This window comes from Stenotrophomonas sp. YJH_SMC_127 (assembly GCF_059372445.1).
In genome coordinates, this window is the sequence record NZ_JCAFVO010000001.1 from 1,007,362 (window position 1) to 1,025,869 (window position 18,508).

Here is an 18,508-nt window from a genome sequence, read left to right on the forward strand (position 1 = left end):
TATCCGCGCCCGACGGTAGGTGTCGACCTTGGTCGACACATCCACGCCATGCGTGGATGACGTGGCAATGACCGAAGAAGGCTTTTGTAGAGTCGAGCCATGCTCGATTGGCTGCATGGGGTCAGAGCCTGTTCCCGCGGAAAGGGATCCGACCCCGATCTGCCTGGGGCCGGATCCCTTCGGCAACGCCGAAGGGCTCTGACGCCACCGCAGTGCTTACGACTTCTTGATGGCGTGGCCGCCGAATTCATTGCGCATCGCCGACAGCAGGCGGTCGGTGAACGAATTCGATTCGCGCGAGCGCAGGCGTTCCAGCAGCGACAGCGTGATCACCGGTGCTGGCACATCCAGCGCGATGGCTTCGGCCACGGTCCAGCGGCCTTCGCCGGAATCCTCCACGTACGGGGCAATGCCATCCAGCGAAGGATTGCGCTTGAGGGCTTCGGTGCTCAGGTCCAGCAGCCACGAACGCACCACGCTGCCGTGGCGCCACACCTCGGCCACCTGCGCCAGGTCCAGCTCCATCTCCTGCTTGCGCTCCATCAACGCGAAGCCTTCGGCATAGGCCTGCATCATCCCGTACTCGATGCCGTTGTGGACCATCTTGGTGAAGTGGCCGGCACCGGACGGGCCGACGCGCCCCCACCCACGATCTTCGGCCGGGGCCAGCGTGCGCAGCAACGGTGCGATCTGCTCCACCACCGACGCTTCGCCACCGACCATCAGGCTGTAGCCTTCCTGCAGGCCCCACACGCCACCGCTGGTGCCGCAGTCGACGTAGCCCAGATCATCCTCGGCCAGCGCCTTGGCGCGGCGGATCGAGTCCTGGTAGTTGGAGTTGCCGCCGTCGATGACGATGTCACCCTCGGCCAGGTGCGGGGTCAGCTGGCCCAGCGTCTGATCGACGGTTTCACCGGCCGGTACCATCAGCCACACCACGCGCGGCACCGGCAGCGCGGCCACGGCGGCGGCCAGCGAATCAACCACCTCCAGGCCGGCCTCGGCGGCGCGCTGGCGGGCGCCTTCGCCCGGGTCGTAGCCGACCACGCGGTGGCCGCCGCGATGCAGGCGCTGGGCCATGTTGGCGCCCATGCGGCCGAGGCCGATCATTGCAATATCCATTGTTTCACCTTCAGTTGGGGTCTAGGGTCAGGCTGCCTGGCCTGCCGGTAGCCGCGCAGTGGCGCAGCTGCGCCTCGCGCCAACGCCGGTAGAGCGTGGTATGCAGATTGTGCACCGCCAGGTCGATCGAAAACGGGGTTCGCGGGTTGCGATCGAGCAGGCGGGCGACGTGGTAGCCGATGGGACGTATACCGCGTGGATGCACATAGATCACGAACTGCTGGTAGAACGGATCGTCCAGCAGCTGGTCCATGCGCGCGAGCGTGTCGTGGTAGCGCGGCGCCAGCCGTGCGCGCAACTGCGGATCGCGCTCGAACAGCAGGCGCTCGAAGTAGCGCTGGCCGATGCGCGGGATGTCCTGCGCCAGTTTCCAGAGTTCGGCATTGCGCTGGTCGTACCAGGCCAGGCCGCCGTGCTGCGCCAGGGCCTGCGCAGCGCCCTCGCCCACAGTGACGACCACGAAGTTCTCGGCCTGGTTGCTCAGGTCATCCAGCGTACCGTTGTCGTACACATGTTCGATGAAGCCGGGCACACCCACGAACGCCTGCCGCCCCATCGCCGAGGTGCGCACCGCCTTGCCATCGGCGAAGAACTCGCCCGCGTGCGCGCCAAGCAGGATGCTGTCGGTGGCGCGCAGCGCGAGGAAGGTGCCGATCGACAGTTCATCCGCTGCGAACTCTGTATCGAACGCAGCATCGCCATACAGCTCGCGCTGGGTGGCCAGCTGCGCGACCTGGCGGCCGACACCGCACTCGGCGCGCACGGCACCGCTGTAGAACGCCTGCAGCGCATGGCTGTTGCCCGCACTGGGCACGAAGCCACGGCCGAAACTGCGCGTACGCTGCCAGCCCTGTGCGGGCGCGCCGCGCAGACCAAAGCCGATCCAGCCCAGTTGCGGGCCGGAGAAGCGGAACGTGGCATTGCCCTGCAATGCCGAGGTCGCGCGCCGCGTGGCCGCCCCCAGCTCGAAGGCATAGGCGCAGACCGTAGCAGGGTCTTCCAGCAGCTGCTGCAGCAGTGCCTGTCGTTCGCCTGCAGGCAGATCCGCCGGCCAGCGTACGCGCAGGTCACCCGCTGCCTGTGCCGCGGCGAGCGAGGAACGCGTACACACCGGGCCCTTGTGTACCTGCGGTGTGCGCAGCTCGGCATCCTCGAAGCGCCACCCCAACCGCTGCAACAGGCCCTGCGTACAGTCCGGGGATGGCGCTGCGACGACCCACGCGGGCGCCAGCAGCAGGGCTGCAATCAGCCACCTGCCGCGCACGCTCAGCCCTGGTCCGTGACCGCCGGTGCGGGTGCGGGCTCCGGTGCCGCGGCCGGCGATGGCGACGGCTTGCCCGCCGCGGCCGGCAGGTACTGCTGCAGGCGCTGGAAGAAGCGACGATAGAACTCGGCATCGGTGACCGTGCTGCTGGCCACCTTCACCAGCGAGTCGTCGTTGCTGCCGAAGGGCAGCGATACCGAACCCAGCGCTCCCACACCGACACTGGCCGAGGTCGGGCTCTTCTTCAGCGCATAGCGATCCTGCACTGCGCTGACGAACACCAGCGTCTGGCCGCCACGCGGGGCGCAGGAGATGCGCAGCACCAGCTGCTCATGGTCATCCTCGCGCGGCTGGAAGTTCTTGTTGCCTTCCACCTGTGCATCGTCGGAACGGGCGATGGCATAGCCCTGGCTGAGCAGCGTGCGGCGCGCCGCTTCGCAGGCTTCGCCCGGGCGCCCATCGACCGTGCGCGAGAAGGTATCGCCGGAGTCGAAGGACTCGCGCAACACGGTGCTCTCGGCGGCACGGCCACCGCAGGCCGAGAGGATCAGGGCACTGGTGAGCGCCGCGGCGGCGCTGGAAAGACGGGAGGCCCGCATGGGTACTCCTGCGAGAACGGAAGCACCAAGGGTAGTCCCACCCCCGTGTGCGGCAGGTCGACATACCCTCCCATGTTGCTCCCGGTTCATGCACGAAAAAGGGGACGGAGGGAATTAAGTCGTTTGTGCCACAAACGACTTAATTCCCTCCGTCCCCTTTTACGACAAGGGGCCGGCAATGCCGGCCCCTCGGGTATTGCATGCCGTCTCCGGCTCAGTCCGCCCAGCGCCCCGCGCCGGTGGACTGCGGCAGCACCTGGGCCGACAGCGGGCGGTCATTGGCCAGCAGATTGACCGCGTCAGCGAGGATCGAGGCCGACTCGCGCAGCAGCGGGTCCGGACGCTTTTCAGCGGCCTTCTCACGGGCGGCATCCTTGACGATGTCGCGCTCGTTGCCGGTCAGGCCATCGTCGCTGCTGTCGTCGGCCAGCGGGTCCAGGGCCAGGCCCAGTTCCTTGCGCTGCACCTGGCGCTCCTTGCGCTGGGCGTCCTGCCGCTCGCGCTCGGCACGACGGGTCGCCTCGTTGAGCGAGATGTACTTCTTCGCGGCCTCGGTGCGGAACTGCTCCACGTCCTCGTTCCACCACTGGAATTCCTTGTCAGTGGCGATGCGCGCGTCGTGGCGGGTCTCCAGCTTCGGCAGCAGCGGCGCGAAGTTGCCGTACTGGGTGTGCGGCACGGCGGCGATGCGGGTCCACGGCAGGGCGTTGTCGTAGGTGCTTTCGCCGAATTCGGTGGCATCGACGCTGGCCGGGAAGGCCAGGTCCGGCACCACACCCTTGTGCTGGGTGCTGCTGCCGCTGATGCGGAAGAACTGGGCGATGGTCAGCTTGACCTGGCCGAAGCGCTGGGTTTCGCCGCTCGGCCAGCGATCGAGGTCGACGATGTTCTGCACGGTGCCCTTGCCGAAGCTGGTTTCACCGATCACCAGGCCACGGCCGTAGTCCTGGATGGCACCGGCGAAGATCTCCGAGGCCGAGGCCGAACCGCGGTTGATCAGCACCGCCAGCGGGCCGTCCCACGCCACGCCCTGGTTGCGGTCGCTGTTGACGGTAACGCGGCCACCGGACTCGCGCACCTGCACCACCGGCCCCTGTTCAATGAACAGGCCGGTCAGTTCGATCGCTTCATCCAGCGAGCCCCCCCCGTTGTTGCGCAGGTCCAGCACCACGCCATCCAGCTTGTCGCTCTTGAAGCCGGCCAGCAGCTTGGCGACGTCGCGGGTGGCCGAGGCGTAGTCAGCGGCGTTGCGGCGACGGCCTTCGAAGTCCTGGTAGAAGGTCGGCAGCTTGATCACGCCGATCCTGCGCGCCGGTTCGCCGTTGGCGGCCGGGATGCTCATGGTCTCGCCCTTGGCGGCCTGTTCGGCCAGGCGCACCTTCTGGCGGGTCAGGACCAGCGTGTGGTGCTTGCCGTCCACGCCCTCGGCGGCCGGGATGAATTCCAGCTTGACCTGGGTATCCTTGGCACCGCGGATCTTGGCCACGACGTCGTCGATGCGCCAGCCGATCACATCCTCGACCAGGCCGGACTTGCCCTGGCCAACGCCAACGATGCGGTCCCCCGGCTTCAGGGTGCCGTCCACTGCGGCCGGACCACCGGCGATGATCTCGCGGATCACCACCATGTCGTCCTGCCGCTGCAGCTGCGCACCGATGCCTTCCAGCGACAGCGACATCGCCTGGTTGAAGTTCTCGGCGGTGCGCGGGGTGAAGTAGTCGGTGTGCGGATCGACAGCGCTGGTGTAGGCGTTCATGAAGAACTGGAAGACGTCTTCGCCCTTCAGCTCGTTGACCGACTTCTCCAGCGTCGCGTAGCGCTTGTCCAGCGTCTTGCGGATGTCGTCCGGCTTCTTGCCGGCCAGCTTCAGGCGCAGCCAGTCGTTCTTCACCGACTTGCGCCACAGCTCATCCAGTTCGGCACTGCTGGCCGCCCACGGAACCTTCTTGCGGTCGTATTCGAAGCGCTCGTCGGTGGTGAAGTCCGGCTCCTGCTTGAGCAGCTTGCGCGCATAGGCCACGCGCTCGCCGACGCGCTGCTTGTAGACCGCGAACACCTGGAACGCCGGCTCCAGCTCGCCGCCACGGATGGCCGAAGAGATGTTGGCTTCGAACGGCGCGAAGCGCGCCACGTCGGCCTGGGTGAAGTACTGCTTGCCGCCGTCCAGGGTCTCCAGGTAGCGCTTGAACACGTCCTTGGAGGTGGCCTCGTCCAGCGCGCGCGGGCGGTAGGCGTAGCGGCTGTCGGACAGCAGGCCGTACACCAGCTTGGAGGTGGTCACCTGATCGGCGGTGGCCGCCGCGGGCAATGCGGGCGAGTCGGCCTTGGCCGCCAGCGCCAGCGGCGCGACCAGCGCCAGGGCCATCAGGAATGCGGGGGCTTTGAATTTCATTGACGTGCTCGAAGGCGCCTTGCCAAGGGGGAGACTGCAGGGTGTTCAGACACCACGACAGTGCCGAAAGTTGCCGGGTTTGTCATCCGGCCGCGCTCGGTGGAAAACCAGCCTAGCCGGGCCGGTGTAGCAAATTGTGAATGCAGGTAGAGCCGAGCCCATGCTCGGCTGGCCGGCAGCAGGCAGCCGAGCATGGGCTCGGCTCTACGGCAGGCAGAGGTATGCGGACCAACGGTCCGCACCCACCTCAGGAGACGCCGGCGCCCTTGGCCTGCACGTCAGCGTGGTACGACGAGCGCACCATCGGGCCGGACGCCACGTGGCTGAAGCCCAGCGCGTAGCCGTAGTCTTCCAGCGCCTTGTAGTCCTCGGGGGTCCAGTACTTCAGTACCGGGTGGTGATGCGCGGTCGGCTGCAGGTACTGGCCGATGGTGATCATGTCCACATCGTGCGCGCGCAGGTCGCGCATCGTGGCCTTGATCTGTTCGAAGTCTTCGCCCAGGCCCAGCATGATGCCGCTCTTGGTCGGCACGTCCGGGTGCTGCGCCTTGAAGTTCTTCAGCAGGTTCAGCGACCACTGGTAGTCCGCACCCGGGCGCACGTTGCGGTACAGGTCCGGCACGGTCTCGATGTTGTGGTTGAACACATCCGGCGGGTTCTGCGCCAGGATCTCCAGCGCGCGCTCCATGCGGCCCTTGCCACGGAAGTCCGGGGTCAGCACCTCGATGCGGGTACCCGGCGACTTTTCGCGGATGGCGGTGATGCAGTCGACGAAGTGCTGGGCACCGCCGTCACGCAGGTCATCGCGGTCGACGCTGGTCACCACCACGTACTTCAGGCCCATGTCGGCCACGGTCTGGCCGAGGCTGGCCGGTTCGTTGGCATCCGGCGGCTTCGGGCGGCCATGGGCCACGTCGCAGAACGAGCAGCGGCGGGTGCAGACCTCGCCGAGGATCATGAAGGTGGCGGTGCCATGGCCGAAGCATTCGTGGATGTTCGGGCAGCTGGCTTCCTCGCACACCGTCACCAGGCGGTTCTCGCGCAGCTTGGCCTTGAGGTTCTGCACGGCGTTGCCCGAGGGAATGCGCACGCGGATCCAGGACGGCTTGCGCAGCACCGGCGCGTCGGCGAACTGCACCGGCGAACGGTTGATCTTGTCACCGCCCAGCTGCTTGACCCCGGCCTGCAACGGCGCGGCGGACGGAGAGTCGCCCTGCACGATCTGCAGGGGAATGGAACGGGCGGTGGTTTCAGTCATGGCAGTTCCGGGGGGCGGTCAGGCGGCCGCAGAAAGATCGGGCAGTTCCGGCGTGTGCTGCAGCAGCAGGCCGAACTGGCGGGCCAGGTGGTCCAGCAGCACCGGCTTGACGGCATCCAGCCCGGAGGGGCCGCCCAAGTCTACCACCGAGGTCACCTGCAACCCCTGATAGCCACAGGGGTTGATGCGGTGGAAGGGTTCCAGGTCCATGGCCACGTTGAAGGCCAGGCCATGGAAAGTGCAGCCGCGGCGCACGCGGATGCCAAGCGCAGCGATCTTGGCGCCACCGACGTAGACGCCCGGGGCGCCCTCGCGGCGTTCGGCGCCGATGTTCCACTCGGCCAGGGTATCGATGAGGGCCTGCTCGATGCGGCACACGTAGTCGCGCACACCGATGCCCAGCCGCGGCAGGCGCAACAGCGGGTAGACCACGATCTGGCCGGGCCCGTGATAGGTCACCTGGCCGCCACGGTCCACGTGCAGCACGGGGATGTCACCCGGCGCCAGCACGTGCTCATCCTTGCCGGCCTGGCCCAGGGTGAACACCGGATCGTGCTCGACTACCCACAGTTCGTCGGCGTCGGCGTCGCTGCGCTGGTCGGTGAAGCGCTGCATGGCGCGCCACACCGGCTCGTACGCCTGGCGGCCGAGGTCGCGGACCACCGCCGGACGCGGCGCGCGGTCTTCCGGGGCGGCTTCGGCCGGGCAGCTGTCGGCTACAGCGTCCACTTCACTTCCGGGTGGTCGCGCAGCGCCTGGTGCGCCAGGTCGTACTGCTCGCGGCTCTCGGCCTTGAACACGATGCGGACGGACACGTACTTGCCGTTGGACGAATGCTTCCAGCTGATGCGTTCGTTCACCACATCGATGCCGGCAGCCAGCAGCAGACGGGGAAGCTCATGCTCCAGGCCGCGGTTGGCCGGGCCCATGGCGCTGAGCTCGAACTGGCCGGGGAACTGGAAGCCGTGGTCGGGGTTGTCGGACTTGATTTCCATGGCCCCATTATCGGGCCGCAGGGCAACAAACCCAAGAGTATTCATCAACGTCAAAGACAGCACTGGCGGCCTGCTGCGTTGCAGCTGGCCCAAAAGCGGGGGCGGAGAGCCCAACGGCAGCTGACTGGTTCTTTCGGCCCCTCACTGACCGGGGCATCGTGCGCGCGGCCTGCAGTCGCCTTCACGCCAAGCCTGCGGCGCGTGCGCGGGTAACGAATTGTGTCCGCCGGACAATGTTGTTTTCGGAACAGACAAGTGATCCCAACGTGCTCGTTCCGGCGCGCGGGCACGAGTACCGTAGCGTTGCAGAAAACGACAGAAAACCGCCTCCTTCCCCATGAGCATTCCATCCATGCGTAGTGTCGCAGCCCTCGGGCTGGCCGGCCTGCTGGCCTCTGCCCTCCCCTTTGCCGCCCAGGCGGCCGAACAATGTGGCCCGGACGCGATGCGCGATCACCCGCCGCAGGTCAATTTCCGCGTCGACAACGACCTGTTCGGCGGCCGCCACCAGGACCAGGGCTATACCAACGGTGCGCTGTTGACCCTGGTCTCGCCCAATCTGGTCGATTACACCGACGACCCGTGCCTTCCACGCATGGCGCGCTGGGTGAACCAGTACCTGGAAGGCCTGCATCCGGGCAGGTTCGAACAGCAGAACATGATCTTCAGCATCGGCCAGGGCATCTTCACCCCGACCGATTTCAGCCGCAGGGACCTGATCGAGGACGACCGCCCTTACGCGGGCGTACTGATCGCAAATTTCGGTTTCAATGCGCGCAGCGGCGACCGCCTGCAGACCACCCAGCTGACGTTGGGCGTAGTTGGCCCGTGGGCACAGGGCAAGCAGGTGCAGAATGCCGTGCACGAAGTGCTGGGCGACGAGAAATTCAAGGGCTGGGACAACCAGCTGCACAACGAGCCGCTGTTCATGCTGACCCATGAGCGCATGCGCCGCTGGCCGGGTGATGCCAGCATCAATGCCGACGGCTGGGGTTGGGACGCGATCAGCCACTACGGCGGCTCGATCGGCAACCTGGAAACCAAGGCCAACCTCGGCGGTGAAGTGCGCTTCGGCTGGAAGCTGCCGGACGACTTCGGCAGCACGCCGTTGCGCCCGGCCGGTGAGAACACGGCACCGACCCGCAGCGGCCGTCCCAATGGCTGGTCCTGGCACCTGTTCGCGACCTCGGACGCGGCCTGGGTGATCCGCGACATCACGCTGGATGGCAACACGTTCCGCAACAGTCACAGCGTGGACAAGCGCCATGTGGTGGCCTACGGCGGCTATGGCGTGGCCGTGATGTACGGACGCTGGAAGTTCGCCGCTGCGCGTTACCACAGCACGCGGGAGTTCAACGGCCAGCGCCAATCGCCGGTGTTCGGCAGTTTCACCATCAGCCGCTCGCTGTAGGCGAGGGGCTGAGGGTGAAGCGGGTAGGTGCCGACCGTTGGTCGGCACACCGGTTACCGCATCGCTCGCTGCAAGTCAGGCGCTGCAGGTGGTGCCGGCCGCTGGCCGGCTGCCGGCAGTTCCGGATGAGTTGCTGGGGAGCCGGCCAGCGGCCGGCTCTACCCGCATCCGGGTGGGGTCATGGGGAGCCGGCCAGCGGCCGGCACGACCCGCATCCGGATGGGCTCACGCGGAGCCGGCCAGCGGCCGGCTCTACCCCCCGCGTGCGGGGGGAAGCGGCCTTCCGAAACAGAAAAGGCCGGCATTTGCCGGCCTTTTCGTTCACCACGCAAAGGCGTGGATCATTCCGATTCCCACCACATCCAGAAGCTGTCCCACAGGCGCTTGAAGAAGCCGGCCTGCTCGACGGCGGCCACGGCCACCAGCGGTGCCTCGGCGATGACCTTGCCATCCAGCGTGACCTTCACGGTGCCGATCTGCTGGCCGGCAGTGAACGGTGCTTCCAGGGTCTTGGGCACGTCGATGCTCGGCTTCAGGTCGTTGTAGCGGCCGCGCGGCACGCTCACCAGCATCGGCTGGGCCACGCCCAGCTGTACCTTGTCGGTGGTGCCCTTCCAGACCTTGTGCTCGGCCACGGCCTTGCCCGGTTCGTACAGGCGGTGGGTCTCGAAGAAGCGGAAGCCCCAGTTCAGCAGGGCCAGGCTGTCGTCGGCACGCTGCTTCTCCGAAGCACCACCCAGCACTACGGCGATCAGGCGCTGGTCGCCACGCTGGGCCGAGCTCATCAGGCAGTAGCCGGCTTCGGACGTGTGGCCGGTCTTGATGCCATCCACGCTGCCATCGCGCCACAGCAGCAGGTTGCGGTTCGGCTGCTTGATGTTGCCGACCTGGAATTCCTTGATCTTGTTGTACGCGTAGGTTTCCGGGTAATCACGCACCATCGCGCGGCCCAGCAGCGCCAGGTCGTAGGCGGTGCTGTGGTGGCCCTGTGCGGTCAGGCCGTGGGCGTTGACGAAGTGCGAGTCCTTCATGCCGATCTTGGCGGCGTAGCTGTTCATCAGCGACGCAAAAGCTTCTTCGCTGCCGGCCACATGCTCGGCCAGGGCGATCGCGGCGTCATTGCCGGACTGGATCGCCATGCCCTTTTCCATGTCTTCCAGGCGTGCGGTCTGGTTGACCGGGAAGCCGCTGTAGCTGCCGTCGGTACCGGCGCCACCTTCGCGCCAGGCGCGCTCGCTCATCATCACCTGGTCATCTGCACGGACCTTGCCGTTCTTGACCTCGGCGGCAACCACGTACGACGTCATCACCTTGGTGATGCTGGCCGGGGCCAGCTGCTCGTGGATGTTCTCGCCGGCCAGCACCTGGCCGGTGGCGTAGTCCATCAGGACCCAGGCCTTGGACACGCTCGGGGCCGGGGCCGGCGGGGTCGCGACGGTGGCCGGGGCGGCAGCGGCGGCGGCAGGCGCCGGCGTGGCCGGGGTCGGCAGCGGCGTCTGGGCGGAAGCCAGGCCCACCACCAGGGTGGCGGCCAGGGCGGTGGCGGCGGAACGGAAATTCATTGGACAGCAGGCTCCAGGGGACGGCCGGGAATGGAGGGTGGAACGTAACGGCCATTGTAAGGCCGGGGGAGCCTGGGCCGGCAGCACCGGCCCGGGCGGATCAATCCTTGACGATCTGCGGCGAACCCAGGCCCAGACCGGCGATGCGGCCGGCAAGTTCCGCGGCACTGGCATGGTCGGTGGCAGGAACGCGCAGACGGAACAGGGTGCGGCCACCGGCGGCGATGTCGCTGATGGTCGCGCCGACGATGCCGGCAGCGTTGAGCTGGCCCATCGCACGGTTGGCGTTGTCGCGACTGGAGAAGCTGGCGACCTGCACCATCACCGCGCCCACCACCTGCTGCGACAGGCTGGGTGCCGCCGGCGTGGCGGCGACGGTGCGCACGGGAGCCGGCGCGACGGCGCGCGGCGCGGCGCTGGCGACTGCAACCGGCGCCGGTGCGGTGCTGCGCGGCGGTGCACTCGGCGGCAGGCTGCTGACCGCCACGTCCGGCACGGTGCTGGCCACGCCCTGGGTGGTGGCCGGCTGGCCGCGTGCCGGCATGCCATCGGCCGGCAGGCGCTTGACCAGGCGATCGATATCGCTGTCGGCAGTGGCGCGCGCGGTCGCTGCCGGGCGTGCACTGGCCACCGCAGCTGCCGCTTCGGCGGCACGACGCTCGCGGCGGGACGGCTTCTGCGCCAGCAGGTTGCTCTCGCCCGGCTGCAGCGCGCGCACTTCCACGTTGCCGGTACCGCGCTGGGTGATGCCCAGGCGCACGGCGGCGGCATAACTGAGATCGACCACGCGACCATCGTGGAACGGGCCGCGGTCGTTGACGCGCACGATCACCGACTCGCCATTGTCGAGGTTGGTCACGCGGGCGAAGCTGGGCAGCGGCAGCGTCTTGTGCGCGGCGGTGAACTGGTACATGTCGTAGACCTCGCGGTTGGAGGTCAGGCGGCCATGGAACTTGGCGCCGTAGTACGACGCGGTACCGCGCTCGACATAGTCGTGGGTATCGTCGAGCACCTTGTACGACTTCCCCAGCACCACGTACGGCGACTTGTTGCCGATCGCCGAGCGCTCCTCGGCGGTCACTTCCGGCTCGGGAATGCAGGCCACGTTGGGAATGTAATCCGGCGTGCTGTCACGCACGCCCGGCTTGTACAGGCCACCGGCAGTGTAGTTGCCGCGGGTGCTCAGGTCTTCCTTGGCCGCCGCGTACGGTGACCCTTCCGGGCAGTGTGCCGGGCGCGAGCCACGCCCCTGCACCAGCGTGCCGCCGGACTTGCCACCATGGCCGGCCGTGGCCGGCTTCTTCGGCGCGCTGCTGCAGGCAGCCAGCGCGAGGACGATCAAGCCTGGGACCAGCCATCTGATGTTCATGCCGGGGGCAGCTCCTGTCCGGCGATGGCCTGGGACAACTGGAACACGGCCATCGCGTACATCTTCGAGAGGTTGTAGCGGGTGATCGCGTAGTAGTTCTGGAAGCCCAGCCAGTACTGCTTGCCGGTGCTGCCTTCAAGCGTGATCGGCGTGGCGGTGGCGCCCGGCTGCACCGGCGCGCCCGGCTGGTAGCCGCGCTGCGCCAGGTCGGCCATCGTCCAGGTCGGCATCCATTCGGTCGGATTGAACTCCTCGCGGCCCGGCGCCAGCGTGGCCGGCACGGCCACCTGCCCGCCACGCACCCAGCCGCCCTTCTTCACGAAGTAGTTGGCGATGGACGAGAACACGTCGTCGTAGCTGGTGAACAGGTCGCGGCGGCCATCACCGTTTCCGTCCACGGCGTAGTCGAGATAGCTGGACGGCATGAACTGGCCCATGCCCATCGCACCGGCATAACTGCCCTTGAGCGTGGTGATATCCAGTTTCTCTTCGTGGCCCAGCTCGAACAGCTTGGCCAGCTCATCGCGGAAGAACAGCTCGCGGCGCACTTCGCGTTCCAGCTTGGCCGGGTCGCCGCTGCGCGGGTAATAGAACGCCAGCGTGTACAGCGCATCGAGCACGCGATGGCTGCCGGCATTCCTGCCGTAGCTGGTTTCCACGCCGATGATCGCGACGATCACTTCGGCCGGCACGCCGGTGCGCTGCTGCACGCGATCCAGTTCGGCGCGGTGTTCGGCCAGGAACGCGCGGCCGCCATCGATGCGCGCCTTGCTGATGAACATCGGCCGGTACTCATTCCACGGCTTGACCCGTTCGGCCGGGCGCGACATCGCGGCGATGATCGGCTGGCGCACCTGCGCCTGGTCGAGCACGCTGCTGATCTGCTCCGGCTTCAGGCCATAGCGCTTGGCGGTATCGGCAATGAAGCGGGCCCGTGCGACCTCGAACGGCACCGGGGTGAGATCGACAGGCGCCGCGGTGGCGGCGGTGGCTTCAGGCGCGGCCTCGGCCGGGCCATGGGCCTTGGCGGCGGGCTGGCGCGGCGTACTGCTGGCCTGGGGCGAAGACGGTGGGGACTTCGGCTGGGTCGCGCAGGCGACCAGGCCGAGGGTGAGCATGCAGGCCAGAGTGCGTCGAATCATCGTCGCAGGTTAGCAGGTCATGGATGAATTAAAACCCCTAACACCATGAATCACAACGATTTGCCTGCGACCAGCGGGAAATGTGAAGACATCGTGATCGCCCTTCCCCATTCAGATAGAGGTTGCCGGTTGCGTCCCCATCCCCGCAGACGCAACCGGCGACCGGATCCGGTCGGTACCTGCGCGGCTGCCGCTCCCCAGTGGCAGTACCCCGCGCTCCCTGTACCCGTTGGATCAGTACTGCTTCCCGCCCGACGCCCCCTCGCGCTGCAACGATTGACGGCGCGCCGTGCCGAACGGGCCGCCATTGTGCAGGCCGATTACGACAAGTCCATTGATCAAGATCAACGCGGTGTAAAAGTGTGAACCAGCTAACGTTTTTTGCGGACTTTCGTCAGCGGGCGTGCTGTCGTGCATCGGTGTGAGAACGCTTACACAACGGGCGTTGCGCAGTCAGGAAGTTTCCAGCCAACGGCGCAGCCCCTCGTGGGTGGCCGCGAAAAGCAGTTCATGGGTGGGGCCGGGTAGACGGGCTGCGCAGGGGCCGCTGCAAGTACGTCCATGCAAGCTCGGTCGCCGCATCCATGCGGCTCACGCCCCTGCGCAGCCCCTCTACCCGGCCACGGACAGGTTCCGTGCGCGTCTACCCACGGCGAAGTAAAGAGAAGATCAAAAGCAAAGGCGGCCTGGCGGGTCGCTTCATTGCCGTGTGTAGAGCCGAGCCATGCTCGGCTCACGAGCAAGCGCAGCGTCGCGATCCGCTTTTGATCTTCTTTTTCTTCTCCGTGGGTGGCAGACCTCCGAAATCTGTCAGAAGCCGGTCGGGTTGGGTACGCGGGGGTGTCAGCCGCATGGATGCGGCTGCCAAGCCTCCAGGGACGGATTCACGGCGTCCCCCGCGTACCCAACCCGACCGGCCCACCCGCGGCTTCTGCTTTCCGCAGCCACCCAGACACCACCCACGAGGGGCTGCGCCGTTGGCTGGAAACCCTATCCCCCGTGCACGGGCCGGTGCCCGCGTACCGCCATCACCAACCCGATGCCGGCCAACAGCGAATCCGCCGATGTCCCGCCGTAGCTGATCAGCGGCATCGGAATGCCCACCACCGGCAGCAGGCCGGAAATCATTCCGCCGTTCACCAGCACGTAGACGAAGAACGCCAGCCCCAGGCTGCCGGCCAGCAACCGTGCATGCGTGTCGCGCGCGTGCACGGCAATCCACAGGCAACGCCCGACCACGAACAGGTACAGCGCGAACAGCGTCGCCACGCCGATCCAGCCGAACTCTTCGGCCAGCACCGAAAACGCGAAGTCGGTGGTGTATTCGGGGAGGAAATCCAGCGTGGCCTGGGTGCCCTGCCCCCAGCCGCGTCCCTGCCATCCCCCGGAGCCGATCGCGATGCGTGACTGCAGGATGTTCCAGCCGGTGCCCAGGGGGTCGGCCGCCGGGTCGAGGAAGGTCAACACACGATCCTTCTGGTACTGACGCAGCAGACCGAACCACGCCAGCGGCGCGGCCACTGCCAGCCCCGCCGCGCCGGTCGCCACCCAGCCCCAGTGCAGGCCCGCCAGCAACAACGCGAACACGCCGCTGGCGGTGACCAGCGTGGCGGTGCCGAGGTTGGGCTGCATCAGGATCAACACCGCCGGCGCGCCGATCAGCACCGCGGCGGTCAGTACCGTGCGCGGCGACGGCGGCAGCGGTTGCCGGTGCAGGTACCAGGCCATCATCAACGGCAGGCTGAGCTTGAGCAGCTCCGACGGTTGCAGGTAGAACACGCCGAGGTTGAGCCAGCGCTGCCCATATTTGCCGGTGCCGATCACATACACCGCCATCAGCGGCAGCATCGACAGCGCGTACAACGCTGGTGTCCACGCGCGCAGGCGCAGCAGCGAAACACGTGACAGCAGCCACATCGCCAGCAGTCCACCCGCAAAGCGCGCCGCCTGCCCGGCCACCGGCCCGGACACACTGTGCAGCACCGCCAGGCCCGCGCCCATCAGGATCAGCAATGCGACCAGCAACGGCAGATCGATCGTGCGCACTGCCTCACGGCAGCCGCCAAACAGTCGTTTCCATTCCACGCACAGCACGCTAGCAACGGGCGCTTGCGTGAAGCTGTCAGGGTGCTTCTGATCTCCGTAGCCGGGCTGTGGGGTCAGATCCCTTTTCCCTGTGGAAAAAGGGATCTGACCCCGACGCCGTACTCAGCCGTAGCCGCCGTGCACCGGGTTGTGACTGCGCACCGCCATCACCAATCCGAAGCCGGCCAGCAGTGACACCGCCGAGGTGCCGCCGTAGCTGATCAGCGGCATCGGCACGCCCACCACCGGCAGCAGGCCGGAAATCATCCCGCCGTTCACCAGCACATAGACGAAGAACGCCAGGCCGGTGGCGCCGGCCAGCAGGCGCGAATACGAATCGCGCGACTGGCTGGCGATCCACAGGCAGCGCCCGATCACCACCAGGTACAGCGCCAGCACGGTGGCCACGCCGATCCAGCCGAACTCCTCGCTCAGCACCGAGAACGCGAAGTCGGTGGTCTGTTCGGGAATGAAGTTCAGGTGCGACTGCGAGCCCTCGCCCCAGCCCTTGCCATCGAAGCCGCCGGAACCGATCGCGATCTTCGACTGGATGATGTTCCACCCGGCCCCCAGCGCATCCATCTCCGGGTCCAGGAACATCATGATGCGGTCCTTCTGGTACGGCCGCAGCAACCAGAACCAGGCCACCGGCGCGACCGCGGCCACGCCACCCACACCCAGGCCAACCCACCACCACGGCAGGCCGGCCAACAACAGCACGAACACGCCACTGGCGGCGATCAGCACACCAGTACCGAAGTCCGGCTGCAGCATCACCAGGCCAGTGGGCACGCCGATGATGACCAGGGCCACGAGCACGGTGTTGAAGCGCGGCGGCAGCGGCATCTTGTGCAGGTACCAGGCCACCATCATCGGCAGGCTGACCTTCAGCAGCTCGGCCGGCTGCAGGTAGAAGAACTTCAGGTCCAGCCACTGCCGGCCGTACTTGCCGGTGCCCAGCACGAACACCGCCAGCAACGGGATCATCGAGATCGCGTAGATCATCGGCGTAGCCGAGCGGATGCGCAGGATCGGCACCCGCGAGATGCCCCACAGCGCGGCCATGCCCACGGCGAAGCGCGCGCCCTGGGCCATCACCAGGCTGTCGCCACCGGCGCTCTTCAGGGTGGCCAGGCCGATCACCATCAGCGTCCCCAGGGCCAGGCACAGCACCCAGTCAAGCGTGCTGAAGAAGCGGCGCAGCATGTCGCCGGCCCAGCGCAGGAACACTCTCATCGTACGGGCTCCGCGACGGTCGGGCGTGGCGTGGCGGGCAACACGGCGGCGGCCGGCGTACCCGGCTGCGGTGCGGGTACAGGTTCCGGCGCCGGCACGCCGACCAGCACCGGATGTTCACCCAGCTGCGCCGCGGCGAGGTCGCCAGCCTGGCGCGCGCCGGCATCTTCGTTGTCGAACGCGGTGGCGCCGATGGCGGTGGTGCCGCGCTCGCTGTCCAGCGGCTGCATGCCCTCGGGCATCTTGCCCAGCAGGTAGGCATCGAACACCTTGCGGGCGATCGGCGCAGCAGCCGAACCACCATAGCCACCGCCTTCCACTGCCACCGCGATCGCGATCACCGGGTTTTCGACCGGCGCGAAGCCGACGAACAGCGCGCGGTGGCGCAGGTGCATCGGCAGGCTCTTCGGGTTCACCGCTGCGGTGCCCTTGCGGCTGATGACCTGCGCGGTACCGGTCTTGCCGGCCATCACGTACGGCGCACCGACCGCCACGCGCCAGCCGCTGCCGCCCGGCCGCATGGTCGCCATCATGCCCTCGCGCACCGCCTGCACGTTGTTGGGGTTGGGGCTGACCGGCTTGCTCTCGCCGGGCGGCGTCGCGGTCCAGTCGCTGTCGAAGCCGTCGCGCTGCTGGATCACCAGGTGCGGGGTGCGCAGCTGCCCGTCGGCCAGCGCGCTGACGCCGCGCGCCAACTGCAGCGGGGTGACCTTCCAGTCGCCCTGGCCGATGCTGATGTTGACCGTATCGCCGGGGTACCAGGCTTCCTTGCGGGTCTTCCGCTTGTAGGCCGGCGACGGCAGGATGCCGCCGATTTCGCCGGTGAGGTCGATACCGGTCGGCTGGCCGAAGCCGTAGTACTCCATGTAATGGTCGAAGCGCTCGATGCCCAGGTCCAGCGCCAGCTTGTAGTAGTAGGTGTTGACCGATTCGGCGATGGACTTGCGCAGGTCGGTCCAGCCATGGCCGCCACGGTGGGCGTCACCCCAGCCGCGCGAGGTGCCCGGCAGATAGAACATGCCGGTGGACAGCACCTTGTCTTCCGGGCGTCGAACGCCCGAATCCAGGCCGGCCAGGCCGATCAGCGGCTTCAACGTGGAACCGGGGGCGACGCCACCGAGCACCAGGCGGTTGAACTGCGGCCGCGACGGGTTTTCGTTCAGCGCCTTGAAGTCGGCATGCGAGATGCCGTTGACGAACAGGTTGGGGTCGTAGGACGGCAGGCTGACCATCGCCAGCACTTCGCCGGTGCGCGGGTCCATCGCCACCGCCGAGCCTTCCTGGTCGCCGAAGGCGGCCACCATGGCGCGCTGCAGGTCGGCGTCGATCGACAGCCGCAGGTCGGCGCCGGACTGCGCGGCGACGCGGCCGATGGTGCGGATCGCGCGCCCCTGCACGTTGGTCTCGACCTGCTCGTAGCCGACCTTGCCGCGCAGCTGCTGCTCGTAGTAACGCTCCAGGCCGGACTTGCCGATGTGGGTCAGCGCGGCATTGCCTTCGCCGAGGATCTCCAGATCCTTGTCATCAACGCGGCCGACGTAGCCGATGATGTGCGCGAACAGATCGCCGTAGGGATAGCGGCGGGTCAGGTAGGGCTCCAGCTCGACGCCGGGGAAGCGCCAGCGGTCGACCGCGAAGCGCGCCATCTCCTCGTCGCTCATGCGCAGCTTCAGCGTGACCGGCAGGAACTTGCGGCGCGCCTTGCGCGACTTGTTGAACGCTTCCAGCTCTTCCGGGCTGATGTTGATGATCTTCGCCAGCCCTTCCAGGGTGGCGTCCATGTCCTTGACCTTGTCCGGGGTCACGTCCAGGCGGAACGCCGGCACGTTCTCGGCCAGCAGGCGGCCATTGCGGTCGTAGATCATGCCGCGCCCGGGCACCACCGGCCGCGGCTTGATGCGGTTGGCTTCCGAGCGCGTGGCATAGACGTCGTGGTCCAGCACCTGCAGCTTGAAGTACCAGCCGCCCAGGCCCAGCAGGCAGACCAGCACGCCCAGGAAGCCCAGCGCCGCGCGGCGGCGGAACTGTTCGGCTTCGGCGTGCGGGTTCTTGACCTGGCGGCGCGGGATCATG

15 protein-coding genes are annotated in these 18,508 nt (G+C 67.5%); 2 read left to right on the forward strand and 13 right to left on the reverse strand.

Features of this window, described 5'->3' with window-relative positions; genetic code table 11:
* Nucleotides 1–216 precede the first annotated feature (216 nt).
* The 7 genes from gnd to AC5QAB_RS04510 all read right to left on the reverse strand — a co-directional run bounded on the left by gnd (nt 217) and on the right by AC5QAB_RS04510 (nt 7,630).
* Entirely contained in the window at nt 217–1,122 is a 906-nt protein-coding gene (gene gnd, locus AC5QAB_RS04480) for a phosphogluconate dehydrogenase (NAD(+)-dependent, decarboxylating) (RefSeq protein ID WP_014648435.1), read from the reverse strand.
* 10 nt (nt 1,123–1,132) lie between these two features.
* Nucleotides 1,133–2,371 carry a hypothetical protein gene (locus tag AC5QAB_RS04485; protein ID WP_049407865.1) on the reverse strand — a complete coding sequence of 413 codons (1,239 nt, stop codon included), beginning with the start codon at nt 2,369–2,371 and terminating at the stop codon, nt 1,133–1,135.
* A gap of 17 nt (nt 2,372–2,388) precedes the next feature.
* The gene (locus AC5QAB_RS04490; RefSeq protein ID WP_197561929.1) at nt 2,389–2,985 is read right to left on the reverse strand and encodes a DUF2242 domain-containing protein; all 597 of its coding nucleotides are present in this window, start codon (nt 2,983–2,985) and stop codon (nt 2,389–2,391) included.
* 214 nt (nt 2,986–3,199) lie between these two features.
* The gene (locus AC5QAB_RS04495; protein ID WP_495233183.1) at nt 3,200–5,377 is read right to left on the reverse strand and encodes a carboxy terminal-processing peptidase; all 2,178 of its coding nucleotides are present in this window, start codon (nt 5,375–5,377) and stop codon (nt 3,200–3,202) included.
* Nucleotides 5,378–5,624: 247 nt separating this feature from the next.
* A complete protein-coding gene (gene lipA, locus AC5QAB_RS04500) occupies nt 5,625–6,635 on the reverse strand; it encodes a lipoyl synthase (RefSeq protein WP_014648439.1) in 1,011 nt (336 codons plus the stop codon).
* Between the two features lie 18 nt (nt 6,636–6,653).
* Nucleotides 6,654–7,364 (reverse strand): lipoyl(octanoyl) transferase LipB, encoded by a 711-nt coding sequence (gene lipB, locus AC5QAB_RS04505; protein ID WP_014648440.1) that lies wholly within the window; start codon nt 7,362–7,364, stop codon nt 6,654–6,656.
* Entirely contained in the window at nt 7,352–7,630 is a 279-nt protein-coding gene (locus tag AC5QAB_RS04510; RefSeq protein WP_005411067.1) for a YbeD family protein, read from the reverse strand. Before AC5QAB_RS04510 ends, lipB begins: the two co-directional genes overlap by 13 nt.
* Before the next feature lie 352 nt (nt 7,631–7,982).
* On the opposite strand from AC5QAB_RS04510, the gene AC5QAB_RS04515 reads away from it, so the two are divergent.
* A complete protein-coding gene (locus AC5QAB_RS04515; protein WP_080281880.1) occupies nt 7,983–9,041 on the forward strand; it encodes a lipid A deacylase LpxR family protein in 1,059 nt (352 codons plus the stop codon).
* A gap of 341 nt (nt 9,042–9,382) precedes the next feature.
* Here AC5QAB_RS04515 and AC5QAB_RS04520 read toward each other — a convergent pair whose 3' ends face one another.
* The 3 genes from AC5QAB_RS04520 to mltB all read right to left on the reverse strand — a co-directional run bounded on the left by AC5QAB_RS04520 (nt 9,383) and on the right by mltB (nt 13,114).
* Nucleotides 9,383–10,603: a D-alanyl-D-alanine carboxypeptidase family protein gene (locus AC5QAB_RS04520; RefSeq protein WP_014648443.1), complete on the reverse strand. Its 1,221-nt coding sequence runs from the start codon at nt 10,601–10,603 to the stop codon at nt 9,383–9,385.
* A 100-nt stretch (nt 10,604–10,703) separates the two neighbouring features.
* Nucleotides 10,704–11,972, reverse strand: coding sequence for a septal ring lytic transglycosylase RlpA family protein (locus tag AC5QAB_RS04525; protein WP_197562142.1), 1,269 nt, complete (start codon nt 11,970–11,972; stop codon nt 10,704–10,706).
* Nucleotides 11,969–13,114 carry a lytic murein transglycosylase B gene (mltB, locus tag AC5QAB_RS04530; protein WP_032957863.1) on the reverse strand — a complete coding sequence of 382 codons (1,146 nt, stop codon included), beginning with the start codon at nt 13,112–13,114 and terminating at the stop codon, nt 11,969–11,971. Before mltB ends, AC5QAB_RS04525 begins: the two co-directional genes overlap by 4 nt.
* A 45-nt stretch (nt 13,115–13,159) precedes the next feature.
* Between mltB and AC5QAB_RS04535 the strand changes: the two genes are divergently transcribed.
* The gene (locus tag AC5QAB_RS04535) at nt 13,160–13,480 is read left to right on the forward strand and encodes a DUF8588 domain-containing protein (protein WP_425603907.1); all 321 of its coding nucleotides are present in this window, start codon (nt 13,160–13,162) and stop codon (nt 13,478–13,480) included.
* Between the two features lie 624 nt (nt 13,481–14,104).
* Here the strand turns inward: AC5QAB_RS04535 and rodA (AC5QAB_RS04540) are convergent.
* The 3 genes from rodA (AC5QAB_RS04540) to mrdA form a co-directional block, all read right to left on the reverse strand.
* Nucleotides 14,105–15,199: a rod shape-determining protein RodA gene (gene rodA / locus AC5QAB_RS04540; RefSeq protein ID WP_495233184.1), complete on the reverse strand. Its 1,095-nt coding sequence runs from the start codon at nt 15,197–15,199 to the stop codon at nt 14,105–14,107.
* 123 nt (nt 15,200–15,322) lie between these two features.
* Nucleotides 15,323–16,435 carry a rod shape-determining protein RodA gene (rodA, locus tag AC5QAB_RS04545; protein ID WP_014648447.1) on the reverse strand — a complete coding sequence of 371 codons (1,113 nt, stop codon included), beginning with the start codon at nt 16,433–16,435 and terminating at the stop codon, nt 15,323–15,325.
* Complete coding sequence (mrdA, locus tag AC5QAB_RS04550) at nt 16,432–18,507, reverse strand: penicillin-binding protein 2 (RefSeq protein ID WP_164110165.1); 2,076 nt, start codon at nt 18,505–18,507, stop codon at nt 16,432–16,434. Before mrdA ends, rodA (AC5QAB_RS04545) begins: the two co-directional genes overlap by 4 nt.
* Between the last annotated feature and the right edge of the window lies 1 nt (nt 18,508).